Origin of the sequence: Citrobacter sp. BIDMC107, assembly GCF_001037575.1 — a bacterium.
Lineage (GTDB): Bacteria > Pseudomonadota > Gammaproteobacteria > Enterobacterales > Enterobacteriaceae > Citrobacter > Citrobacter freundii.
In genome coordinates this window covers 4,136,164-4,160,611 of sequence record NZ_KQ089848.1, presented here as the reverse complement: position 1 = coordinate 4,160,611, position 24,448 = coordinate 4,136,164, and the positions used below count along the sequence as shown (strand labels likewise).

Here is a 24,448-nt window from a genome sequence, read left to right as displayed (position 1 = left end):
GTTCTCCCGGCCTTACGGAAACACGTCGGCAATTTTCAGCCGGACCAGCCCACACCTGACCACCTGCGTTTTTTGTTTAAACAGCAAAACAGATTTAACTGGAAGCCAGAGCGTTAAAGCGATGACCCCGGTCCGGCTGAAAATCGATGAGGCGTTGACGGCTGACCGGGGCTGCCCGCAGGGATGCGGGCAGAGGGGACGGCCTGCAAGGATGCAGGCTCGGCACCGACCCGACAGGCAGACGGCATAAGACGAATAACTCGCGCAGCGACGATTTTCCCGCTGGGAGCCTGGGATGCAAGGGAGGCGGCGGTGAGCCTCCCTTGCACGTTCACGGGTAACGGCGTTTCAGAGAAATGACTCCACTGAGGTGAACGGAACCCTATGCCGCAATCAAATATTCTCCATAATGCTTTACTGACTGGCATTACAGCGCAGGCTGTCCCTTTGTCATTTTCAGCGCTGACTGCTGAAATAAAAATCATCCATCAGCAGCGACTCCAGATACTGTTCATCCTCTTGCATAAAACGCACTATCAGATTAACCGCCTGAGGATAAAACCCCTCGTTATCCCGCACCAGACATGCGTCGCGAAATAACGGTGCCCAGCACAGAATATGATGATGCAAAAAGTAATACTGCGCGGAGAATTTCTCCTCTTTAGCAACCATCCTCGCCATTAATGCCAACTGTACGGCAATATGATCGGAGGGTTCATTCTCCCGCGCCGCCAGCCCTTGCTCAACCAGCAGCACATTCATTTGCCGACGTTCTTCTGCCGCTGTCGTGTGTGGATAGTGCCCCGCATAGGGAGAAACACTAGCCGGCGGGGCCAGCAGAAACAACGAGGCAAAATCTGCGGCCAGCTCCAGCTGTCGGGAGTCGCGCCGCAGAACCCGGCCCAGGCTACGCTCAAAACGTTTAACATTGGCAGATAATCCGGGGATCGCCTCGAGTGAGGCAATCCATGCCTGGCTATTGCCATTTTCCAGACTGGCGAGCTGTTTTTCATCCAGCTCACGAAATAACAGTTGCGAAAACCACTGGTACACAGCCGCCCGCTGCTGATGAATTTGATTATGCTGCACTGGTCCCCTCCTCTTTCACAATCTGCGGACCACCGAAAGCCGTCACCGGCGGGGCTTTCTGCTGATAACGCTCGACCTCCACCAGCACGGTATGTGCTGAAGGCCCCTGGGCCAGCTGTGAAGTACCGATATCCGCACTCAGCACGTTCGGGTCGCCATAGGTGCATAATGTCCCGGCTTTCCCCCCTTCCTGCGGGGAGTACCACGCGCCTTCATGAATACGGACCACGCCAGGGGTAAAATCCGGACTGATTACCACGCCAGCCAGTACCTGACCACGAGCGTTAAAAACGCGGGCGATATCACCGGCTTTTAAGCCACGAGTGGTGGCATCCTGTTCGCTGATATAAAGCGGCTCTCTTCCGGCAACTGCATAGGTGTTGCGAAACGCCTCGCTTGAGCACAACTGGGAATGCAGACGTTTATCCGGATGGCAGGATTGCAAATGCAGCGGGTATTTATCTTTTTTGCCGCTATGGGTACGCTCAAAGGGTTCCATCCATACCGGATGCCCCGGACAATCCTCATAGGCAAAACCCGCGATGGTTTTGCTATAGATTTCAATAAGACCTGACGGCGTTCCCAGCGGATTCAGGTCTGGCTGCTCACGAAACTCGCCGTGACGTACCCACGGCTGACCCGACGGATATTCAATATATCCGTCACCCTGCCAGAACGTTGTGAAGTCCGGTAAGGTAACACCGAGCGACGCCCCCATCTTCACACCTTCGTCATAAAGCGCCTGTATCCACTGCATTTCATTCCGGTTTTCACGGTACACCGCTTCCTTATCAAATCGCTTACACAGCCCGGCAAAGATGTCAAAATCATGCCGCGCTTCGTATTGCGGTTTAACAATCTGATGCAGCGCCATCAGCCCTTTATTCGAATGCGTGCCGAACTGCTCAATATCGTTACGTTCAAAACGGGTGGTCACAGGCAGAACGATATCGGCAAAACGGCACGACGCGGTCCATTGGTGATCTAACACCACCACGGTTTCCAGCTTTTTCCACGCGTCGATCATGCGGTTCCTGTCCTGCTGGGCGTGGAATGGATTGGCCGCACTGTAGATCGCCATTTTGATGTCAGGATACGTTAACGTCTCACCGTTGAAGGCAATCTTGTTGCCTGGCGCAAGCAGGCAGTCAACGATACGCGAAGTGGGGATATGCTCCGATGCGCCGCGAAAATCCGCTTTGTACTTCGCCTGCGGGGGATTAGTAATACTCCCCAGCCCGGAGAGCACTGGCCCGGTCGATGTTACCGTCCCACCCCCGTTATAGTGCCAGCCAAATCCGACCCCGCCGCCGGGCAAACCAATTTGACCGACCATACTGGCCAGTACCACCAGCATCCACGGATACTGCTCACCGTGGTGCATGCGTTGTACGCACCAACCGCCCATAAACTGTGTCCTGCCTTTCACCAACAGGCGGGCGAAGTCTCGGATCTGCTCTGCTGTCAGCCCGCAGATTTCAGCCGCCCATTCGGCATTTTTCGGCTGCTTATCACTCTCGCCCAGCAGGTACGGTAAAAACTGTTCAAAGCCGACGGTGTAATCGGTAATAAACGCCGTGTCGTACAGTTTTTCTTCGTACAGGGTATGCGCCAGTGCCAGCATTAACGCGACATCGGTTTGTGGCCGCAACGCCAATTGCTCGCAGCCAAGATAGTTTTGAGATTTGCTACGCACTGGATCAACGCTGATAACGCGCATCTTATTCTGCGCTACCGCCTCTTTAATCTGCTGCCAGTAGCCAAACGCATCGTGATCGGGAACCAAAAACTCGATCTGCAAGTTCTTGATCGGATCGCAGCCCCACAACACGATGGTATTGCTGTTTTGAATCACCAGCGGGAGTGACGTCTGCTGCTCATAAACTTCCAGTGAACCAATCACATGCGGTAAAATGACCTGGGCCGCTGCCGCAGAATAGTCTCCGACAGTTGTCACATAGCTACCATGCAGGCCAAGTCCCCGGTCCATCGCCCCGCCCGCTTTATGGTATTTGCCTACCATTTGCCAGTCAGCAAGCCCGGTAAATACGCCTGATGAACCATAGGTTTTTTGCACCCGCTCCAGCTCTTCGTACAACAAATCCAGCGCCTGATCCCAACTGACCCGTACAAAACGGTTATCTCCGCGCTGGCTGCGATCCGACTCCTCACGTTTAAGCAGCCAGTCCAGACGCACCATCGGGTAGCGCACCCGCGACGGGTTGTAGACCACTTCACGCACCGCGTTCAGCATATCGCAGGGATATTTGTCATGTTTGAACGGACGGGTTTCGGTCCACTCACCGTTGACCACTTTGGCTTCAAAAGCGCCATAGTGCGAACCTGATTGAATCCACTGTTCGGGATTTTCCCCCGCCGCCCACACTTTTGATATAAGCGGATTAGGCGCCAGTGCGCTGGCAGCACCCACCGCCAACATACCGCTGAGAAAACGGCGGCGGGACGGATTAAAGTCATGAATATCCATACATTATCCTTACTTTTTGTTGGTGTCAGACACATCGCTGGCGTGGGTCTGGAGGTATTTCAACAACGTACGTTCCTCCACCGGATTAAGCCGGTAATAGGTCGACATGGCTTTCAATCCAGCGATCCAGCCATTAGCGGTATATCGGGTCGTAGGAGGAGTGCTATGACAGGCGCTACAGGTGGATTGCAGCATTTGATCTGAGTACTCCCAGATTGGCGCAAGTGTGCTGATAAAGTCCTGATCGGTGGTCCAGGCGGTGACGCTCACCTGCTGCCATTCCTGATGTGAATCAGGATCGACCTGGGTTTGTAGCACTTTTACGTTCGCCATCAGGGGCTCATCGAGCACGGCGGAGAAAACGCGTTTCCCCATATACTGGGTGATCACCCGTCCACGCCCTTTGCTTTCACGCCAGCCCGTAATTTCGAGCTGGACGTTACTGCCTTCTTTTTTCAGCACCTTGGCCTCGGTGGCGGGAAATAACAGCGCCTTCCCTGCCGGACTTTCTGCCGTTGCCGCCAATGATTTTTCGCTTAATGAGAACAGTGTGGACGCATCCGTTGGCGTATCTCCCTGACGCTGTAGCTGCAACCGCTGCTCATATCGGGTTTGTGATGGGCTATTCCTTTGTGGCAATCGATACAGTTACTGTCTTTTGCTGCCGCCGCGGTCATTTGCGCCGCCGCATTTGCCGATTGCTTGCCATGATCCATTGCCTCATAGCTATGGCAGGATTTACACGCCGCTGAATTATTCGCGCTCATGCGCGCCCACTCCCGTTGGGCCAGCTCCGAGCGTTTGGCAGCAAACTTTTCCGGAGTGTCGATAGAAGGAGAAATAAAGGTGTGATAGAGATCGTTTAAGGCTTCAGTTTTACGAATAAGCGTTGGCACAACGCCCGGTGGAATATGACAATCCTTACACTCAGCCCGCACGCCAGGCGCGTTGCGAAAATGCACGCTGGTTTTATATTCCTCCCCAGCCGTGCGCATCGAGTGACACGATAAGCAAAATTCGGTGGCACTGGTGTAATGAACGCCTTGCCACGTTCCCCAAATAGCCAAGGCCATTACTACCGCCCCGACGAATGCGCACCACAATGCGTTCTTTCTTATCCACGACATGCTTGCCTCCATTTTTTAATAGCGACACGCTAAGGGATAATAAAAATCAAAAATAGAGACAGCGAAAGCAGATTATAGGAACAGCAGCCACTCTATGAGGTGAGTCAAATAGTAAAGATCAGAAATTCGTAATATAGTGACCATCTGTAAATAAGGAATTTCTTATGCTAACACTGACGCTCAATAGAGAAAGCCGTACTCCGCTGCAACTGCAGATATTTCAATTTTATTTCCAGGCAATTCAGCAGGGTGATTTGCTTTGTGGAGACAAACTCCCCTCTATTCGCGAGCAGGCTCAGGTATTGCACGTTGCTAAAATAACGGTAGTGATGGCCTATGATAAGCTGATGGCGGCTGGGTTAATCAAGAGCCGACACGGCATTGGCTATGAAGTGATATTCACCACGCCTGTACGTATAACCCCAACTCATGTGCCCGTAACCCAAGGCTCCCCACCGGTAAAACCTAAAGCTGCCGGGGTCTCTACCGATGTTTACGCCGAGCCTGGACGAGAGTGCTACTGCCGGATGGGCGTCCCCGACCCCAACGCTTTTCCCTGGTCAAGCTGGCGGAAATGGAATAATGCTCCAAGCATACTTAAAGAACAATTATTTACCCGGTATCATTCACCAAATGGATTATTTTCACTACGTGAGCAACTGGTCAGATACCTTAATTTATCCCGCGGAATTAATACCCGAGCAGAGAACATCATCATTACCAACGGGATTCAGGAAGGATTATCACTACTCAGCCAAATATTTATTATTCATCATGCTGTCAGTCAGCAAAAAAAGTGCCATATTGTGACCGAATCCCCTTGTTATTCTGGCGCATGGCATCTCTTTAATTATTACGGTGCAGACATTACGTCAATTGCCGTAGATAACCACGGGCTGCAAACAGATAATTTACCCGAGTATGAAACCCAGCTTTGTTATGTTACTCCAGCTCATCAGTATCCGATGGGAAGTGTGCTTTCGCTGGAGCGCCGTCAGTCATTATTAACGTGGGCGCAACGCGTCGGCGCTTACATCATTGAAGACGATTACGATGCCGTTTTTACCTATGGGGACAATCCCCTTCCCGCGCTGAAAGCCATGGATTATCACAACCGGGTTATCTATATGGGGACATTTTCTAAAACACTGGGGCCAGGCGCACGGCTTGGCTATCTTATTTGCCCTGATGAACTGCTTCCGGCGGTACAGAACATGAAAGCGCTCAATAACAACGGCAGTCAGTGGTTGTTGCAGCAATTTTTAGCCGAACTGATGCAAAATCAGGTTTTTTATACGCATATCAGCAAGCTGGCCTGCAGCTATGCGACGCGCCTCACTCTGTTACGCGATGGCCTGTCCACTCTGTTTCCCGAAGGGAAAATCGCTGGCGCAACGGCAGGTCTGCACCTCTCGTTACGCATTGCCAGACATACCGAATTCATCGCCAGGTTGCAACAAAGCTGCCTGTTGGCTGGGATCCGTTTCGACACTCTGCCGGATATAGAAAATGGATCAGAAGCCGCATGGCGCAAAGAAAACAGCGATGCTGTTATGTTTTTTGGTTTTGGTGGATTGCAGATACAGCAGATCAATAAAGTGCTGACAGTGCTGGAGCAGGCGCTCGCGCAGCCTTGATGAATAACAGGGATTGCGCCTGTAGCGCAATCCCTGTTGTTAGACTTACAGCAGGTCGCGGAACTGCGTTTGTTTCAGCGCCAGCTCAACGCCGCGGACTTCTGCCAGTCCTTTCAGGCGACCAATCGCCGAGTAGCCCGGATTGGTTTTCTTGTGCAGATCGTCAAGCATCTGGTGCCCATGATCCGGACGCATCGGGATAGGACGCAGGTCGCCCGCCTTTTTACGCCGCTGCTCTTCGCTCAAAATGGCAGCCACCACCGATACCATATCCACATCACCCTGCAGGTGCGCACCTTCGTGGAACGTTTTCGGGTTATCTTCACGACAGGTCGAGCGCAGGTGCGTGAAGTGGATACGATCGCCAAAGGTTTCGATCATTTTCACCAGATCGTTATCAGCGCGCACGCCGTAAGAACCGGTACACATGGTGAAACCATTATTAATACTGTCGACGGTTTCTTTCAGCCACTGCATATCTTCGATAGTCGAAACGATACGCGGCAGGCCGAGGATCGGGCGCGGCGGATCGTCAGGATGCACGGCCAGACGCACACCGACTTCCTCTGCCACTGGCACAATCGCCCGCAGGAATACCGCCATATTTTCGCGCAGATCGTCTTTACTGATGCCGTCATATTCAGCAAGGCGAGCACGAAACTGATCCAGCGTATAGCCCTCTTCTGCGCCAGGCAGGCCAGCAATGATATTGCGTGTCAGCTTTTCAATTTCTGCATCGCTCATGGCATTGAAGTAGTCCAGCGCCTGGCGTTGTTCTTCGTCGGTATAATCCGCTTCAGCTCCCGGGCGTTGCAGAATGTGCAGCTCGAAAGCCGCAAAGGCAATCTGGTCAAAACGCAGCGCTTTGGAACCATCCGGCAGCTGATATTCGAGGTCGGTACGCGTCCAGTCGAGGATCGGCATGAAGTTATAGCACACGGTATCGATGCCGCAGGTCGCAAGATTACGGATACTCTGCTGATAGTTGGCAATCCACGTTTGATATTGACCTGAACGCGTTTTGATATCTTCGTGGACAGGGATACTTTCCACCACCGACCAGTTCAGCCCTTTTTCAGCCAGAATGGCCTGACGCTGTTGAATTTCTTCTACCGGCCACACTTCACCGTTAGGAATATGGTGCAAGGCGGTTACAACACCCGTTGCGCCAGCCTGACGCACATCATCAAGCGATACCGGATCGTTAGGTCCGTACCAACGCCAGGTTTGTTCCATTGTTTTACCTCACAAGTTGTTATACCAAATTAAATCACCTTAATGACGACTACCATACAGGTATCCGTTAGATGATCAACACATTGCCGATGATTGGTTGATCAAGCTCACATTCCCCGGATAAATGAGGCACACCAATTCAATTTGTTGTCATATAACTTTATACTGCCATTGTTAATTTATGGTTAATCAGGTGTATTTAATGAAAACTATTGCCTCAGCGCCACTGGCGGAAAATGTCATGATGCCGCAGTACGACCGCCAGCAATTAAAAACGCGGATTGTACATTTTGGTTTCGGTGCTTTTCACCGCGCCCATCAGGCGTTACTCACCGACAGGGTGCTGAATGCGCAGGGTGGAGACTGGGGTATTTGTGAGATCAGTCTGTTCAGCGGCGATCGACTGATGAGCCAACTGCGCGAACAGGATCATTTATTTACCGTGCTGGAGAAAGGGGCCAACGGCAACCAACCGATTGTTATCGGCTCCGTCAACGAATGTCTCAACGCCAGGCTGGATTCACTGGCGGCTATTATTGAAAAATTCTGCGAGCCTCAGGTGGCTATTGTCTCGTTAACCATTACGGAAAAAGGCTACTGCATCGATCCGGCTACAGGCTCGTTAGACCTCAGTAATCCACGTATTGCTCACGATCTGCAAACACCGACTGAACCGCACTCTGTCCCAGGAATTATTGTTGAAGCGCTACACCGCCGGCGTGAACGCGGGCTACAGCCGTTTACCGTCCTCTCTTGCGATAATATCCCGGACAATGGTCATGTGGTAAAAAACGCCGTACTGGGAATGGCGGAAAAACGTTCACCAGAACTGGCAACCTGGATTCAGGAGCATGCCAGCTTCCCGGGTACCATGGTGGATCGCATTGTTCCTGCCGCTACCGAAGAGTCACTGGCTGAAATCGCACGCGAGCTGGGCGTTGCCGATCCTTGCGCAATCAGCTGCGAACCGTTTATCCAGTGGGTGATTGAAGATAATTTTGTGTGTGGCCGCCCAGAATGGGAAACGGCGGGCGTCCAGATGGTCGAAAACGTCTTGCCGTGGGAACAAATGAAACTGAGGATGCTGAACGGCAGTCATTCGTTTCTCGCTTATCTCGGTTATCTGGCCGGGTTCCAGCACATCAGCGACTGTATGCAGGACAGCGCATTTCGTGAAGCCACCCACCGTCTGATGCTCAACGAACAGGCGCCTACGCTGCAAATTACCGACGTTGATTTAGACCAGTATGCCCTAAGCCTGTTGGAGCGTTTTGCCAACCCAGCGTTGAAACATAAAACCTGGCAAATTGCGATGGACGGTAGCCAGAAATTACCCCAGCGCATGTTGGAAGGGATCCGCGTACATTTAGCCCGCCAAAGCGAATGGCCGCTGCTGGCGCTCGGTGTCGCAGGCTGGATGCGTTATGTGAGCGGCGTGGATGACTCAGGCGCCGCAATTGATATTCGTGACCCACTAAGTGAGAAAATTGCCGCTCTGGTTAAACAGAGCACAGAGTCAGAACGTGTCAGCGCCCTGCTTTCGCTGCGCGAGATTTTCGCCACCGATCTCGTCCAGAATCCGCAGTTTGTCGCGGCCATTCAGCAGGCCTGGCAACGCATTGCCCAATACGGTGCGCATCAGGCTGTCATTGATACGTTAAAAAGTTAACGATTTCTGCCATTAAACAGGACGAAGCGCGTCTTCGTCCTCTCACCCCTTCTCTTTTTCACCGTTTTTCGCCAGGATTGTTAAATGCCATTACGGTAATTTATGAATCTGGAGTAAATGTGACTAAAACCAATCTCATCACCGGTTTTCTCGGCAGTGGCAAAACCACCTCTATTCTTCATTTATTGGCAAACAAAGATCCTGCTGAGAAGTGGGCCGTGCTGGTTAATGAGTTTGGCGAAGTTGGCATTGATGGCGCGCTACTGGCTAACAGCGGTGCGCTGTTAAAAGAGATCCCCGGCGGCTGTATGTGCTGCGTTAACGGTCTGCCGATGCAGGTTGGTCTCAATACGCTGCTACGTCAGGGAAAACCTGACCGTCTGCTCATTGAACCCACCGGCCTCGGCCACCCTAAACAGATTCTGGATTTACTCACCGCACCGGTTTACGAACCGTGGATCGATCTGCGTGCGACCCTCTGTATTCTTGACCCGCGGCTGTTACTGGATGAAAAAAGCGTCGCCAATGACAATTTCCGCGACCAGCTGGCCGCCGCAGATATCATTGTTGCCAACAAAACCGACCGTGCCACGACGGAAAGCGAAGACGCCCTGCAAAGCTGGTGGCAACACTATGGAGGTAATCGCCAGTTAGTTCATGCCGACCATGGACAAATTGATGGACAGCTACTGGATTTGCCCCGACTAAACCTGGCAGAGCTTCCTGCAAGCGCGGAGCACGCCCATAGTCATGCCGACAAAAAGGGGCTAGCAGCGTTGAGTCTACCCGCACAGCAGCGCTGGCGTCGTAGCCTGAACAGCGGACAGGGCCATCAGGCCTGCGGTTGGATTTTTGACGCCGATACTGTGTTCGATACTATCGGTCTGCTGGAATGGTCGCGTCTTGCTCCTGTTGGACGAGTGAAGGGGGTAATGCGTATTAAAGAAGGACTGGTACGCATTAACCGCCAGGGAGACGACTGGCATATAGAGACGCAAAACGTCGCGCCACCAGATAGTCGTATTGAACTCATCGCCGATACCGAGACCGACTGGAATGCGCTACAGAGCGCATTGTTGAGACTTCGTTTAGGCGCTAGCGCGTAAGGTTGCCTTCGTTTTTTAGCAATGGTAAACGACGATGAAAACCCGATACCCTCTAATCCTCCTGCTTAATATTGTGGGCCTGGCACTGTTTCTGTCCTGGTATATTCCAGCCGGGCATGGGTTCTGGTCTTCACTGGATACGGGCGTTTTCCGCTTCTTTAATCATAAACTGGTGGAAAGTCCGCTGTTCTTATGGGTTGTTGCTATAACCAATAACCGGGCATTTGACGGCTGCTCATTGCTGGCAATGGGCGCATTGATGCTGCACTTTTGGCTCAAAGAGACATCGGAAGGTCGCCGACGCATTGTGGCTATCGGTTTGGTTATGCTGCTTACCGCAGTGATATTAAATCAGCTGGGCCAGGCGCTTATTCCCGTTAAACGTGCCAGCCCAACCCTGATGCTGGATAATATTTATCGCGTCAGCGAACTGCTGCATATTCCGACCAAAGATGCGTCGAAAGACAGTTTTCCTGGCGATCACGGCATGATGTTGCTTATTTTTTCCGCATTCATGCTGCGTTATTTCGGAAAAGTCGCAGGAATAATCGGCCTTATTATCGCTGTGGTTTTTGCCTTCCCACGCGTAATGATTGGCGCCCACTGGCTCACCGATATCGTGGTTGGTTCCATGACGGTGGTCTTGATTGGCCTTCCCTGGTGGCTAATGACGCCATTAAGCGACCGATTAGTCACTCTGTTCGTGAATTATCTACCCGGCAAAAACAAACAATTTTTAAACAAATAACGCAGAGTAATTAACATCATCAGGGATACTTCTGATTCCCTGATGATGCCTGGCAATATTTCATCATTCTGATTGTCATTCTCCTGTCATCTTATTCATGTTTAAAATGAGTAAGTTGCGTGTTTTTTACCCTGATTGTTCTTAATTTAGACAATGCCGTTTATTCACTTTCTGTATCAATTTTTCTTATAAGAAATCACGTAAAATCACTCGCATTGACCGGAACGATCGGGTAATCTCGAACACGTTTTGCCTCGCGGGATAATTATTCCCTTTCAGAATAAATTTGTGCGTTCTGCCACAGATTTGACCTTAAGGAATTGTCTCATCGTGCGATGGTAATTAGTCTCGTCACGTTTGGCATTTTTTATAACGATATTTATCGTTAAGGACTTCAAGGGAAAACAAACAAAATGGTCAAATCTCAACCGATTTTGAGATATATCTTGCGGGGCATACCCGCGATAGCAGTTGCGGTTCTGCTTTCTGCATGTAGCACAACGAACACCGCCAGGAATATGCATTCTGAGACGCATGCTGTGGGCAATGGAGATAACTCTTCACTGCAAGCCTCTCAGGATGAATTTGAAAATATGGTACGTAATATCGATGTTAAATCACGTATTATGGACCAATATGCTGACTGGAAAGGCGTGCGTTACCGCCTTGGCGGCAGCACCAAAAAAGGCATTGATTGTTCAAGCTTCGTACAGCGTACGTTTCGTGAGCAATTTGGTTTAGAGCTTCCTCGCTCAACCTATGAACAACAGGAAACGGGTAAATCCGTTTCGCGCACTAATCTGCGTACAGGCGATCTGGTTCTGTTCCGTGCTGGCTCTACTGGCCGACACGTCGGTATTTATATCGGCAACAACCAGTTCGTACATGCCTCGACCAGCAGTGGCGTTATCATTTCCAGCATGAACGAGCCTTACTGGAAAAAACGTTACAACGAAGCTCGCCGGGTTCTAAGCCGCAGTTAATTTCGTTTGGCAGCTATCCCTTGGCTATCCTGATGAGACATATAAAAAAGCACTGCTACGGCGGTGTTTTTTTTTGCTTTGCCCTTGTGACTAAGAAAAATCTCACAACATGAGTCATTTCAGGTTATATTCATACAGGATAAGTGGTTACTTCAGGTAAACATAAGGAACTATGTTAAGGCGCTCCTCTTCTTCCGATCGGAAACTCCTGCTCACCTGCGTTATAACGGGGATAGTCGTCGCGTTACTCGTCAGCTCACTGCAGTTTTTTATGTCATGGCATCAACGAAACGCAAAGTACGACACGCTAACGTCTAACATACAAAACTATATTGAAAGTTTCTTCGCTGACCTTGAAACCACCACCAACACACTGCAACCTCTGGTAAAAGACACCTGCTCGCAAGCTTCAGCTCAACTCACTTCCAGCGCCGCGTTTAGCCTGAATGTGCGGGCCTTTTTGCTGGTAAAAGACGGTATCGCTTTCTGCTCTTCAGCAACCGGTTCAATGAATACGCCTCTTCAGCAATTGGTTCCCGTGCTGGACATGACGAAAGATATCGATATGGATCTCCAGCCCGGTACGCCAATGATGCCGAATAAACCGGCAATACTCATTTGGTATCGCAATCATTCATTACAGAACAGCGGCGTTTTTGCCACCCTGAATGTTAACCTGGCACCCTATCTTCTCTATAACGCCCGGCAAGATGATTTCAACGGTGTGGCACTCATCGTCGGGAAGACGGCTATCACCACGTTTTCCAAACAATTAATCCCCGTGTCTGAACTCCCTGCTCTCCCATCATATAATGCAGCCTTGTCTACATTCCCGTTGGAGGTGCGTTTTTACGCGGATCGGTGGACGTATAAAGATGTTGGATACGCCATCATGCTCGGATGCATGGCCGGGATCATGACCGCTCTCCTTCTCTGGTACTACATCTATGCCGTCCGTTTACGCCCGGGGAAAGATATCCTTAACGCCATCAAACACAATCAGTTTTATGTGGTGTACCAGCCCGTGGTAGAGGTGCAAACGCTGGAGGTGAAAGGTGTTGAGGTACTATTACGCTGGCATCACCCGACCACCGGTGAGATCCCCCCGGATGCCTTTATTCATTACGCAGAATCACAGAAAATGATTGTGCCGCTAACCCAGCACCTCTTTAAGCTGATAGCCCAGGACGCGCCGATGCTGCAAAAAGTGTTACCCGCTGGCGCAAAATTGGGGATCAATATCGCGCCAACGCACTTACACGGCGAGACGTTTAAAGATGATATTCAACGCCTGTACGCCTGCCTTCCCGCGAACTATTTTCAACTGGTGCTGGAAATCACCGAGCGGGATATGCTGCATCAAAACAAGGCAATCGAGCTATTTGAATGGCTGCATTCAGCAGGTTTTGAGATTGCCATTGATGATTTTGGCACCGGTCATAGCGCACTTATTTATCTGGAACGCTTTACCGTTGACTACCTGAAAATCGATCGCGGCTTTATTAACGCCATTGGGACGGAAACCCTGACCTCTCCGGTTCTGGACGCCGTGTTGACACTCTCTAAACGTCTTAATATGCTGACGGTTGCTGAAGGGGTAGAAACACCTGAGCAAGCCCGTTGGCTGCGCGAACGTGGAGTACATTTTTTCCAGGGATACTGGATTAGCCGCCCATTAAAGCTTGCTGATTTCGTGCGTTGGATGGCGCAGCCCAATAAGCCGACGTGGTGATCGCAGTATGCGATTCATATATTCTCACTCGCCGCTACATCTCTTATCTTTCAGGCATGATGCCCGTCGGGTTGTGGCAGGAAAAGGAAATCGCTTTTAATGATCCCTCGCGTATTGCTTCTGTTTATCACCCTCATCGGGTTTAGCGCCCAGGCGCAATCCATCAAAGAAAGCTATGCTTTTGCCGTGCTGGGTGAACCGAAGTACGCGTTTAACTTTAATCACTTCGATTATGTTAATCCCGCAGCCCCTAAAGGTGGTCAAATCACCCTCTCCGCCATTGGCACATTTGACAACTTTAACCGCTATGCAATGCGAGGTAATCCCGGCGCACGTACCGAAACGCTTTACGATACGCTGTTTACAACCTCTGACGATGAGCCTGGTAGCTATTACCCGCTCATTGCCGACAGCGCACGCTATGCTGACGACTATTCCTGGGTAGAAATTGCCATTAATCCACGAGCGCGTTTTCACGATGGATCACCCATTACCGCCCGCGACGTCGCATTCACCTTCCACAAATTTATGACTGAAGGCGTGCCGCAGTTTCGTCTGGTCTACAAGGGAACAACGGTAAAAGCCATCGCGCCATTAACCGTACGCATTGAATTAGCCAAACCGAGTAAAGAGGACATGCTCAGCCTGTTTTCATTACCCGTGATGCCAGAGAAGTACTGGAAAGACCATAAGCTCAGCGATCCCTTATCATCGCCACCGCTCGCCAGCGGCCCTTATCGCATTACCAAATGGAAGATGGGCCAGTATATTGTCTATTCGCGCGTCAAAGATTATTGGGCTGCTAATCTGCCCGTCAATCGTGGACGCTGGAACTTCGATACCATCCGCTACGACTATTATCTGGATGATAACGTCGCCTTTGAAGCGTTTAAGGCCGGTGCGTTTGATCTGCGTCTTGAAAATGATGCCAAAAACTGGGCGACGCGTTATACCGGGAAAAATTTCGCGAATCATTACATCATCAAAGATGAACAAAAAAATGAATCCGCCCAGGATACGCGCTGGCTGGCCTTTAATATTCAGCGTCCGGTGTTCAGTGACCGACGGGTGCGGGAAGCCATCACGCTGGCCTTTGATTTTGAATGGATGAATAAAGCCCTGTTCTATAACGCCTGGAGCCGGACCAACAGCTATTTTCAGAATACCGAATATGCTGCGACAAAATACCCCGATGCAGATGAACTGGTGATACTCGCGCCCTTGAAAAAAGATCTCCCTCCTGAGGTCTTCAGCCAAATCTATCAGCCGCCAAAATCAAAAGGCGATGGCTACGATCGTGAGAACTTGCTGAAAGCTGATACCTTACTGGAACAAGCCGGATGGGTACTCAAGGGGCAGCAGCGCGTAAACAGCGTCAGCGGTAAACCTCTGAGCTTTGAACTATTGCTCCCGGCGGGCAGCAACAGTCAGTGGGTGTTGCCGTTCCAGCACAACCTGCAACGCTTAGGCATTACCATGAACATCCGCCAGGTTGATAACTCACAAATCACCAACCGCTTACGCAGTCGCGACTATGACATGATGCCAAGGTTGTATCGCGCAATGCCGTGGCCGAGTTCAGACCTGCAAATTCTGTGGGCTTCTCAATATATTGACTCCAGCTATAACGCCCCCGGTGTGCAAAGCCCGGTTATCGATAAGCTGATCGGTCAAATCATTGCCGCGCAAGGTGATAAAGCCAAACTGATCCCACTCGGCCGGGCACTGGACAGAGTTTTAACCTGGAATTACTACATGTTGCCGATGTGGTTTATGGCCGAGGATCGTATCGCCTGGTGGGACAAATTTTCGCATCCGGCTATTCGCCCAATTTATACCATTGGCCTCGACAACTGGTGGTATGACGTCAACAAAGCGGCGAAACTGCCCGCAGCCAGACGGCAGGGAGAATAGATGGGCGCTTATCTGATTCGACGTCTGCTGCTGGTGATCCCAACGCTTTGGGCCATCATCACCATCAACTTTTTTATCGTGCAAATTGCCCCCGGCGGTCCGGTTGAACAGGCCGTCGCCGCCATTGAGTTCGGGCAAAGCGGGGCATTACCTGGCGCGGGTAGCGAAGGCGTTCGCGCCAGCCATGCGCAAACCGGCGTTGGTAACATCAGCGACAGTAATTATCGCGGCGGCCGGGGTCTGGACCCGGAAGTCATCGCGGAAATCACTCGGCGCTACGGGTTCGATAAGCCCATTCATGAGCGTTATTTCAAAATGCTTTGGGACTATATTCGTTTCGATTTCGGCGACAGCCTGTTTCGTAGCGCCTCTGTGCTGACGCTTATCAAAGACAGCCTGCCGGTTTCCGTTACGCTGGGCCTATGGAGTACGCTCATCATCTATCTGGTGTCGATACCGCTTGGGATCCGCAAAGCGGTTCACAACGGCAGCCGGTTTGATGTCTGGAGTAGCGCATTTATTATTATTGGCTATGCCATTCCGGCCTTTCTGTTTGCCATTTTGCTGATCGTCTTTTTTGCCGGGGGCAGCTACTACGACCTGTTCCCGCTGCGCGGGCTAGTTTCCGCCAATTTTGACTCCCTGCCCTGGTATCAGAAAGTGACCGACTACCTTTGGCATATTACCCTGCCGGTGCTGGCGACGGTAGTTGGTGGGTTTGCCGCGCTGACTATGCTGACCAAGAACTCATTTCTGGATGAGGTGCGCAAACAGTATGTCGTCACCGCACGCGCTAAAGGGGTCAGCGAGAAAAATATTCTGTGGAAACATGTGTTTCGCAATGCCATGTTGCTGGTGATCGCCGGCTTCCCGGCGACGTTTATCAGCATGTTTTTTACCGGTTCGCTGCTGATTGAAGTGATGTTCTCGCTTAACGGTCTGGGACTACTGGGGTATGAATCCACCGTATCACGCGACTATCCGGTAATGTTTGGCACACTCTATATCTTCACCCTGATCGGTCTGCTGCTGAATATCCTCAGCGACATCAGCTATACGCTGGTCGATCCCCGTATTGATTTTGAGGGACGCTAATGTCGCGATTAAGCCCCGTCAATCAGGCCCGCTGGGCGCGCTTTCGCCACAACCGTCGCGGCTACTGGTCGCTGTGGATTTTTCTGGTGCTGTTCGGTCTTAGTCTATGTTCAGAACTGATTGCCAATGATAAGCCGTTACTGGTGCGCTACGACAATAGCTGGTATTTCCCCCTGTTCAAAAACTACAGTGAAAGCGACTTCGGCGGACCGCTGGCGACCCGGGCTGATTATCAGGATCCGTGGCTACAGCAGCGCCTGGAAAACCAGGGCTGGATCCTGTGGGCACCAATACGCTTCGGGGCGACCAGCATTAACTTTGCCACCGATAAGCCCTTCCCTTCCCCGCCTTCTGCACAAAACTGGCTGGGAACAGACGCCAACGGCGGTGATGTACTGGCACGGATCCTCTACGGCACACGTATTTCTGTCTTATTTGGCTTAATGCTCACCCTGTGTTCGAGCGTGATGGGCATTATGGCTGGCGCAATACAGGGCTATTATGGCGGCAAGGTGGACCTGTGGGGGCAACGATTCATTGAAGTTTGGTCCGGTATGCCAACGCTGTTTCTCATCATTCTACTGTCGAGCGTTGTCCAGCCTAACTTCTGGTGGCTGCTGGGTATTACCGTGCTGTTTGGCTGGATGAGCCTGGTTGGCGTGGTGCGCGCGGAGTTTTTACGTACCCGAAACTTTGATTATATTCGTGCCGCTCAGGCGCTCGGCGTGGGCGATAGCAGTATTATTCTGCGCCATATGCTACCCAATGCGATGGTTGCCGCTCTGACCTTTTTACCGTTTATTTTGTGCGCCTCGATAACCACTCTAACCTCGCTGGATTTTCTTGGGTTTGGCTTACCGCTTGGCTCGCCATCGCTCGGAGAACTTCTGTTACAGGGTAAAAACAACCTGCAGGCGCCGTGGCTTGGCATCACCGCGTTCATCTCCGTTGCCCTGCTCTTATCGCTTCTGATCTTTATTGGTGAAGCGGTACGCGACGCGTTCGATCCCAACAAGGCGATTTAAGATGACACAACCTCTGTTAGCTATTGACAATTTATCGGTAGGTTTTCGTCAACAAGAGACCGTGCGCACCGTGGTCAACAGTCTGTCACTGCGCGTTGATGCCGGACAAACGCTGGCGCTGGTGGGTGAGTCCGGCTCAGGTAAAAGCGTGACCGCGCTATCTATTTTACGGTTATTGCCCTCCCCTCCGGTCGTCTACCTTTCCGGCGACATCCGTTTTCATGGTGAATCATTACTTCACGCCGATGAGCAAACGCTTCGCGGCGTGCGGGGGAATAAAATCGCCATGATTTTCCAGGAACCAATGGTGTCACTGAACCCGCTTCACAATCTGGAAAAACAGCTTTATGAAGTGCTGTCGCTGCATAGGGGAATGCGTCGGGAGGCCGCGCGAGCAGAAATCCTGACCTGTCTGGATCGCGTTGGCATCCGTCAGGCGGCCAAACGTCTCGCAGACTACCCGCACCAACTGTCCGGCGGGGAACGCCAGCGCGTGATGATCGCCATGGCATTGCTAACACGACCGGAGCTGCTGATTGCCGATGAACCGACTACCGCGCTGGACGTTTCCGTTCAGGCACAGATCCTGCAACTGCTGAGGGAACTACAGCGCGAGCTGAACATGGGATTACTGTTCATCACCCACAACCTCAGTATTGTGAAAAAGCTGGCCGATACCGTGGCGGTCATGCAAAACGGTCAGTGCGTTGAGCAAAATAAAGCAGCACAGTTGCTCACTGCGCCCACGCATCCCTACACGCAGAAATTGCTAAACAGTGAACCTTCCGGCGACCCGGTACCTTTACCGGCCGGACAAGCCCCGCTGCTGGAAGTGGAAAAACTGCACGTCGCCTTCCCCATCCGCAAAGGTATCCTGAAGCGTGTGGTGGACCACAACGTCGTGGTTAACAATATCAGTTTCTCTCTGCGGCCCGGTGAAACGCTGGGGTTGGTAGGTGAGTCTGGGTCGGGGAAAAGCACTACCGGACTGGCGCTCCTGAGGTTAATCTCCTCACAGGGAAGTATTGTGTTCGATGGTCAGGCGCTGCATACCTTAAATCGTCGCCAGCTGTTGCCGGTCCGTCACCTTATTCAGGTGGTATTTCAGGATCCCAACTCCTCGCTTAACCCACGCCTGAGCGTGCTACAGATTATCGAGGAGGGGTTACGCGTTCATCAGCCAACCCTGTCAGCCGAACAACGCGAGGCGCAGGTGAAAGCGGTGATGACGGAAGTGGGACTGGATAGCGAAACGCGGCATCGTTACCCGGCTGAGTTTTCCGGCGGTCAGCGTCAACGTATTGCCATCGCCAGAGCATTGATTCTCAAACCTTCCTTGATTATCCTGGATGAGCCAACATCATCGCTAGACAGAACCGTACAGGCGCAAATCCTGACGTTGTTAAAGTCCTTACAGGAAAAGCATCGGCTGGCTTATATTTTTATCAGCCATGATTTGCACGTAGTACGCGCGTTATGCCATCAGGTTATTGTGCTACGTCAGGGAGAGGTTGTGGAGCAAGGGCAATGCGAGCACGTATTTAACGCGCCACAGCAAGCCTATACGCGTCAGCTGCTTGCGCTAAGCTGACGCTCAAAACGGATTGTTATTTGAAAACGGCTCTGCGATGGCCACGCCGAAGTTTTTCAGTCTGCAGGTCGCGGCAAATTCATCCTGGCGATTCACAAACAGGCACGGCTCCCCTTCGCATTCCAGTACGGAACAAGGAACCTCAATGTCGCTGAGGGCCTGGCTGAGCTTATGCATGACTGACCATGCGCTGTCACCATCAGGGCTGAGCAATTTGAGCGCCACCAAGCTGTTCTCATTGCTCTGAGCGTTTTGCGGAATCGGTTCAACCTTTGAACCTGCGAAACCCACCGACCAACGATAGCTCTGCGGCAGACGATGAACGATTGAGAGTTGTAATGTCATCACTTTCTTTCCCTGGAAGCACAATCACTTCACAATTATTTTACATCAATATTAACACATCATTGACAATACGTCTTCAGACAGTTGGTAAACGTTTACACCCTGTCTTTATGCCGCTTTCCGAACCAGGTAATTAAAATTATTCAATGGTTCCGGCATATTTCCGGGCTATATGTACTCGTTTCTGCGATCTAACTCAACCTTTTTAACTACAATGATGTGACTTTTTACATAAATTGATTTTACATAAAATAAACATAACCAGGGGAACTGATAGATTTGCGGTTGATGTATATCAACTCTGGAGGCCTTATGGCCCCCAGGATGTGTAATAGATCACCGTTTTTGGGCGCGACTGGCGTAAAGACAGAAGAGAATTGAACAGGTAGCGCAAAATGCAATCGACCATATCATTGGCCAGGCCGAGTTAAAGGTCGCCAGAGACAACAGCGCCCCAACGATGGCACCAATGCCGAAGCGGAATGTCCCTGCCAGCGATGACGCCGTTCCCGCCATATGTGGAAATTCATCCAGAATAACCGCCATAGCGTTAGATGACACCATCGACACACAGCCAACAAACGCCGCAACGCCCACGACCAGGGCCCAGAACCCCAACCCAAACAGTGTGCTAAAGACCATCCAGCCTGCCATCACGAACTGGATCCACAGACCGGTACGGAACATATTCAATGCCCCAACCCGACGCACAAAGCGGCTGTTGATGATAGTCATCACGAACAGAAATACGATGTTCAGTGCGAAGTAATAACCGAAATGTTGCGGTGAAACGTGGTTGATCTCAATGTAGACAAAGGGTCCGGCGCTCAGAAACGAGAACATCCCGGCAAAACTGAATCCGCTGGCCAGCATATAGCTCAGCACACGTTTATGACGAAACAGCGAGGCAAAGTTGCCAATAGTAGTACGCAGGCGAAACGGCTGGCGACGCTCTACCGGCAGAGTCTCTTTGATCAGTGTAAGGATCATCACCGACGCCAGAATAGCCGCCATGGCGAGGATCCAAAAGATATAGTGCCAGCTCAGCCATACCAGCACCCAGCCACCGATAATCGGTGCCATTAATGGCGCAATTGTCGTGACCAGCATGACGAATGACATCATGCGCGAAAACTCTTCTTTCGGATAGATATCACGCATCAGGGCGTTGATAACCACGCTCGCTGCAGCAGCAGCCAGGCCGTGGAAGAAACGCATCACGATCAGTTGATCGATGGTTTGCGCCAGTGCGCAGGCCACAGCCGCCGCCGCAAACACCAGCGTCCCGCCCAGGATCACTGGCTTGCGTCCAAGGCTGTCTGCCATTGGCCCATAGAACAGTTGCCCCACTGCGAACCCCAGAATATAGGTACTGAGGGTCATCTGCGCGCTACCTGCTGGCACACCAAACTGTTCAGAGATAACAGGCAGCGCCGGAAGATACATATCAATCGACAACGGCATCAACATGGCTAACAAGCCAAGGATAAAGACAATGGCAATTGACGAGTTCTGCCGGGTGGTCACATTTAGCTCCTGAAATTAACGCGGGGTTAAGTTAACGCTGGCGATTTCTTCTTCAGTCAAAGGACGGTATTCACCCGGCGCCAGATCCTCATCAAGCCTGATGTCACCAATCCGTTCACGGTGCAGTTCCACAACGTGGTTACCCACCGCGGCAAACATACGTTTAACCTGATGATAGCGCCCTTCGCTGATGGTCAAACGCACCTGAGTTGGCGTAATCACTTCCAGCAAGGCCGGTTTGGTCAGGTCTTTCTCATTGTGCAACTGTACGCCATGGGCAAACTGTTCGGCGGTATCATCTGCCACTGGCGACTCCAGCGTCACCAGATAGGTTTTCTCACAATGGTGACGAGGAGAGGTGATGCGATGCGACCACTGTCCGTCATCGGTCATCAGCACCAGTCCAGTGGTGTCGATATCCAGACGCCCTGCCGCATGCAGTTTGTAGGCAACCGGTTCATCAAGGAAATAGAGCACCGTCGGGTGATCGGGATCATCCGTTGAGCAAACATAACCCTGAGGCTTATTCAGCATAAAATAGCGCGGGCCATTTTGTTGAACCAGGGAATTACCGTCATATTCTACGTCGTGTTCTGGCAGCAGCTTAAAAGCGCTATTTCTGACGATTTCACCGTCGACGGTAACGCGGTTAGCACGGATCTCACGCCCGGCAATAGCGCGGCTGACGCCGAGTTGCTGAGCGATAAATTTATCAAGTCGCATGTGTGTGATTTTGCCTGTAAAAATACGAGAATCGGGTTTACGCCCGAAAAGTGGGACCGTTATCCGCCCAGTATAGCGGCGTTACACCATCCCTCAAGAGAAATGATTCATGGCATACTACTCCTTGTTATTGTTTATTATAGTGAGCCCATGATTTTTACTCTTCGCCCGTACCAAAAAGAAGCCGTGGACGCCACGCTCAACCATTTTCGCCACCACCGCACCCCGGCGGTTATCGTCCTGCCAACCGGCGCGGGCAAAAGTCTGGTGATTGCCGAGCTGGCCCGCGTGGCGCGTGGTCGCGTACTGGTACTGGCGCACGTCAAAGAACTGGTCGCACAAAACCATGCGAAATATTGTGCGCTGGGCCTGGAAGCCGATATTTTTGCCGCTGGCCTGAAGCGTAAAGAGAGCCACGGGAAAGTGGTATTTGGCAGCGTACAGTCGGTAGCGCGTAATCTGGACGCCTTTCAGGGAGAATTCTCCCTGCTTATCGTCGATGAATGCCATCGCATTGGCGATGATGAAGAGAGTCAGTATCAGCAAATCCTCACTCACCTGACCAAAGTAAATCCTCTCTTACGCCTGCTCGGACTTACCGCCACACCTTTTCGTTTGGGCAAAGGCTGGATTTATCATTTTCATTATCACGGAATGGTGCGCGGCGACGAAAAAGCACTGTTTCGCGACTGCATTTATGAATTACCGCTGCGCTACATGATTAAACACGGCTACCTGACACCGCCAGAACGCCTCGACATGCCGGTAGTGCAATATGACTTCAGCCGCCTGCAGGCACAAAGTAACGGCCTGTTTAGCGAAGCGGACCTGAATCAGGAACTGAAAAAGCAGCAGCGAATAACGCCGCATATCATCAGCCAGATTGTCGAGTTTGCCCAGACGCGTAAAGGGGTGATGATTTTCGCCGCCACAGTTGAACACGCCAAAGAAATTCTGGGTCTGCTGCCTGCTGACGACGCCGCACTTATCACCGGAGACACGCCTGGCGCCGAACGCGACGTGCTGATTGAAGAGTTCAAAGCCCAACGTTTTCGCTATCTGGTGAATGTGTCGGTCCTGACCACTGGCTTCGATGCCCCGCACGTCGACCTTATCGCCATTCTTCGCCCGACCGAGTCAGTTAGCCTTTACCAACAAATTGTCGGTCGTGGGCTGCGCCTGGCGCCGGGTAAAACCGACTGTCTGATCCTCGATTACGCTGGTAACCCGCACGACCTGTACGCGCCGGAAGTTGGTGCGCCGAAAGGGAAAAGCGACAACGTTCCAGTACAGGTGTTCTGTCCTGCCTGCGGCTTTGCCAACACCTTCTGGGGCAAAACAACGGCCGACGGCACGCTGATTGAGCACTTTGGCCGCCGCTGTCAGGGATGGTTTGAAGATGATGACGGCCATCGCGAACAGTGCGATTTTCGTTTCCGTTTTAAAAACTGCCCGCAGTGCAACGCGGAAAATGACATCGCCGCCCGCCGTTGTAGGGAGTGCGACGCGGTACTGGTTGACCCGGATGACATGCTGAAAGCCGCGCTCAGGCTTAAAGATGCGCTGGTCCTGCGCTGTAGTGGGATGGTGTTACAAAATGGCCAAGATGAAAAAGGCGAATGGCTGAAAATTACCTATTACGATGAAGATGGCGCCGACGTTAGCGAGCGCTTTCGTCTGCACACTCCCGCGCAGCGTACAGCCTTCGAGCAACTGTTTATTCGCCCGCACACCCGAACGCCTGGCATTCCCTTACGCTGGATAACCGCCGCCGATATCCTCGCCCAGCAGGCGCTGTTACGTCATCCTGATTTCGTGGTCGCGCGCATGAAAGGTCAGTACTGGCAGGTCCGTGAAAAGGTCTTCGATTATGAAGGACGCTTTCGTCGGGCACATGAATTACGCGGTTAATCGTACTTTTGATTGATGTACCAGCCGTTTGAGTATAGAATCTCGCCCGCTTTTGCATACGCAAAGCAGATCACTTACCTGTTGCTGGGTCGCCTGTAGCAGGAATTATTAAAGAGAGATTTAAATGTTTACTATCAACGCTGAAGTACGTAAAGAGCAGGGTAAGGGTGCGAGCCGCCGCCTGCGTGCCGCTAACAAGTTCCCGGCAATCATCTACGGTGGCGCAGAAGCCCCGATTGCTATCGAACTGGATCACGATGCAGTTATGAACATGCAAGCTAAAGCTGAATTCTACAGCGAAGTTCTGACCATCGTTGTTGACGGTAAAGAAGTTAAAGTTAAAGCTCAGGCTGTACAGCGTCACCCGTTCAAGCCGAAGCTGTCTCACATCGACTTCGTTCGCGCGTAATCGCAAACAAGTTGAAGAAAAACCCCGCCAAGGCGGGGTTTTTTTATGGGATTTTGTAATCGATACTGATGGTTCTCGTCGACCGGATAAGGC

The 24,448-nt window shown here is 51.6% G+C and carries 18 protein-coding genes and 1 pseudogene; 12 read left to right on the top strand and 7 right to left on the bottom strand.

All coding sequences use genetic code 11. The features are described 5' to 3' along the window. Positions 1-456 precede the first annotated feature (456 nt). The 3 genes and pseudogenes from torD to torC form a co-directional block, all read right to left on the bottom strand. Positions 457-1,089, bottom strand: coding sequence for a molecular chaperone TorD (gene torD, locus SK39_RS19275; RefSeq protein WP_044711469.1), 633 nt, complete (start codon positions 1,087-1,089; stop codon positions 457-459). Further along, a complete protein-coding gene (gene torA / locus SK39_RS19270; protein ID WP_048217320.1) occupies positions 1,079-3,577 on the bottom strand; it encodes a trimethylamine-N-oxide reductase TorA in 2,499 nt (832 codons plus the stop codon). The genes torD and torA overlap by 11 nt, the downstream gene beginning before the upstream one ends. A 9-nt stretch (positions 3,578-3,586) precedes the next feature. After that, positions 3,587-4,704, bottom strand: a pseudogene (gene torC / locus SK39_RS19265) (pentaheme c-type cytochrome TorC). A gap of 164 nt (positions 4,705-4,868) precedes the next feature. Between torC and pdxR the strand changes: the two are divergent. Beyond that, entirely contained in the window at positions 4,869-6,341 is a 1,473-nt protein-coding gene (gene pdxR / locus SK39_RS19260; protein ID WP_003840070.1) for a MocR-like pyridoxine biosynthesis transcription factor PdxR, read from the top strand. 45 nt (positions 6,342-6,386) lie between these two features. Here pdxR and uxuA read toward each other — a convergent pair whose 3' ends face one another. Next, positions 6,387-7,577: a mannonate dehydratase gene (gene uxuA, locus SK39_RS19255; protein WP_048217319.1), complete on the bottom strand. Its 1,191-nt coding sequence runs from the start codon at positions 7,575-7,577 to the stop codon at positions 6,387-6,389. Between the two features lie 202 nt (positions 7,578-7,779). Here uxuA and SK39_RS19250 point away from each other — a divergent pair, with 202 nt between their 5' ends. The 9 genes from SK39_RS19250 to yejF all read left to right on the top strand — a co-directional run bounded on the left by SK39_RS19250 (position 7,780) and on the right by yejF (position 19,440). Continuing rightward, the gene (locus SK39_RS19250; protein WP_032936632.1) at positions 7,780-9,246 is read left to right on the top strand and encodes a mannitol dehydrogenase family protein; all 1,467 of its coding nucleotides are present in this window, start codon (positions 7,780-7,782) and stop codon (positions 9,244-9,246) included. A gap of 119 nt (positions 9,247-9,365) precedes the next feature. Next, positions 9,366-10,352 (top strand): CobW family GTP-binding protein, encoded by a 987-nt coding sequence (locus tag SK39_RS19245; RefSeq protein ID WP_016150669.1) that lies wholly within the window; start codon positions 9,366-9,368, stop codon positions 10,350-10,352. Positions 10,353-10,386: 34 nt separating this feature from the next. Further along, complete coding sequence (locus SK39_RS19240) at positions 10,387-11,100, top strand: phosphatase PAP2 family protein (protein ID WP_003840063.1); 714 nt, start codon at positions 10,387-10,389, stop codon at positions 11,098-11,100. Positions 11,101-11,513: 413 nt separating this feature from the next. Next, a complete protein-coding gene (mepS, locus tag SK39_RS19235) occupies positions 11,514-12,083 on the top strand; it encodes a bifunctional murein DD-endopeptidase/murein LD-carboxypeptidase (RefSeq protein ID WP_003027474.1) in 570 nt (189 codons plus the stop codon). A gap of 172 nt (positions 12,084-12,255) precedes the next feature. Beyond that, positions 12,256-13,815: a cyclic di-GMP phosphodiesterase gene (locus SK39_RS19230; protein WP_003840059.1), complete on the top strand. Its 1,560-nt coding sequence runs from the start codon at positions 12,256-12,258 to the stop codon at positions 13,813-13,815. Between the two features lie 99 nt (positions 13,816-13,914). Further along, positions 13,915-15,729: an extracellular solute-binding protein gene (locus SK39_RS19225; RefSeq protein ID WP_048217318.1), complete on the top strand. Its 1,815-nt coding sequence runs from the start codon at positions 13,915-13,917 to the stop codon at positions 15,727-15,729. Continuing rightward, a complete protein-coding gene (locus SK39_RS19220) occupies positions 15,730-16,824 on the top strand; it encodes a microcin C ABC transporter permease YejB (RefSeq protein WP_003834575.1) in 1,095 nt (364 codons plus the stop codon). After that, positions 16,824-17,849, top strand: coding sequence for an ABC transporter permease (locus tag SK39_RS19215; RefSeq protein ID WP_032936628.1), 1,026 nt, complete (start codon positions 16,824-16,826; stop codon positions 17,847-17,849). Before SK39_RS19220 ends, SK39_RS19215 begins: the two co-directional genes overlap by 1 nt. Before the next feature lies 1 nt (position 17,850). Further along, entirely contained in the window at positions 17,851-19,440 is a 1,590-nt protein-coding gene (gene yejF, locus SK39_RS19210) for a microcin C ABC transporter ATP-binding protein YejF (RefSeq protein ID WP_003845153.1), read from the top strand. A 3-nt stretch (positions 19,441-19,443) separates the two neighbouring features. Here yejF and SK39_RS19205 read toward each other — a convergent pair whose 3' ends face one another. The 3 genes from SK39_RS19205 to rsuA all read right to left on the bottom strand — a co-directional run bounded on the left by SK39_RS19205 (position 19,444) and on the right by rsuA (position 22,035). After that, positions 19,444-19,788 carry a YejG family protein gene (locus SK39_RS19205; protein ID WP_119174425.1) on the bottom strand — a complete coding sequence of 115 codons (345 nt, stop codon included), beginning with the start codon at positions 19,786-19,788 and terminating at the stop codon, positions 19,444-19,446. 333 nt (positions 19,789-20,121) lie between these two features. Next, a complete protein-coding gene (locus SK39_RS19200) occupies positions 20,122-21,312 on the bottom strand; it encodes a Bcr/CflA family multidrug efflux MFS transporter (RefSeq protein ID WP_003027494.1) in 1,191 nt (396 codons plus the stop codon). 15 nt (positions 21,313-21,327) lie between these two features. Further along, entirely contained in the window at positions 21,328-22,035 is a 708-nt protein-coding gene (rsuA, locus tag SK39_RS19195; RefSeq protein ID WP_044711485.1) for a 16S rRNA pseudouridine(516) synthase RsuA, read from the bottom strand. Positions 22,036-22,185: 150 nt separating this feature from the next. Between rsuA and radD the strand changes: the two genes are divergently transcribed. Together radD and rplY are read left to right on the top strand one after the other, a co-directional pair. Next, positions 22,186-23,946 (top strand): DNA repair helicase RadD, encoded by a 1,761-nt coding sequence (radD, locus tag SK39_RS19190; RefSeq protein WP_048217428.1) that lies wholly within the window; start codon positions 22,186-22,188, stop codon positions 23,944-23,946. Positions 23,947-24,070: 124 nt separating this feature from the next. Further along, positions 24,071-24,355 carry a 50S ribosomal protein L25 gene (rplY, locus tag SK39_RS19185; RefSeq protein WP_003027502.1) on the top strand — a complete coding sequence of 95 codons (285 nt, stop codon included), beginning with the start codon at positions 24,071-24,073 and terminating at the stop codon, positions 24,353-24,355. Positions 24,356-24,448 lie beyond the last annotated feature (93 nt).

Bases quoted from the DNA above. Each gene is read 5' to 3' on its own strand.
- torA (WP_048217320.1), bottom strand. From the start codon at position 3,577: ATGGATATTCATGACTTTAATCCGTCCCGCCGCCGTTTTCTCAGCGGT.
- pdxR (WP_003840070.1), top strand. From the start codon at position 4,869: ATGCTAACACTGACGCTCAATAGAGAAAGCCGTACTCCGCTGCAACTG.
- uxuA (WP_048217319.1), bottom strand. From the start codon at position 7,577: ATGGAACAAACCTGGCGTTGGTACGGACCTAACGATCCGGTATCGCTT.
- SK39_RS19250 (WP_032936632.1), top strand. From the start codon at position 7,780: ATGAAAACTATTGCCTCAGCGCCACTGGCGGAAAATGTCATGATGCCG.
- SK39_RS19240 (WP_003840063.1), top strand. From the start codon at position 10,387: ATGAAAACCCGATACCCTCTAATCCTCCTGCTTAATATTGTGGGCCTG.
- mepS (WP_003027474.1), top strand. From the start codon at position 11,514: ATGGTCAAATCTCAACCGATTTTGAGATATATCTTGCGGGGCATACCC.
- SK39_RS19230 (WP_003840059.1), top strand. From the start codon at position 12,256: ATGTTAAGGCGCTCCTCTTCTTCCGATCGGAAACTCCTGCTCACCTGC.
- SK39_RS19225 (WP_048217318.1), top strand. From the start codon at position 13,915: ATGATCCCTCGCGTATTGCTTCTGTTTATCACCCTCATCGGGTTTAGC.
- SK39_RS19220 (WP_003834575.1), top strand. From the start codon at position 15,730: ATGGGCGCTTATCTGATTCGACGTCTGCTGCTGGTGATCCCAACGCTT.
- SK39_RS19215 (WP_032936628.1), top strand. From the start codon at position 16,824: ATGTCGCGATTAAGCCCCGTCAATCAGGCCCGCTGGGCGCGCTTTCGC.
- yejF (WP_003845153.1), top strand. From the start codon at position 17,851: ATGACACAACCTCTGTTAGCTATTGACAATTTATCGGTAGGTTTTCGT.
- rsuA (WP_044711485.1), bottom strand. From the start codon at position 22,035: ATGCGACTTGATAAATTTATCGCTCAGCAACTCGGCGTCAGCCGCGCT.
- radD (WP_048217428.1), top strand. From the start codon at position 22,186: ATGATTTTTACTCTTCGCCCGTACCAAAAAGAAGCCGTGGACGCCACG.
- rplY (WP_003027502.1), top strand. From the start codon at position 24,071: ATGTTTACTATCAACGCTGAAGTACGTAAAGAGCAGGGTAAGGGTGCG.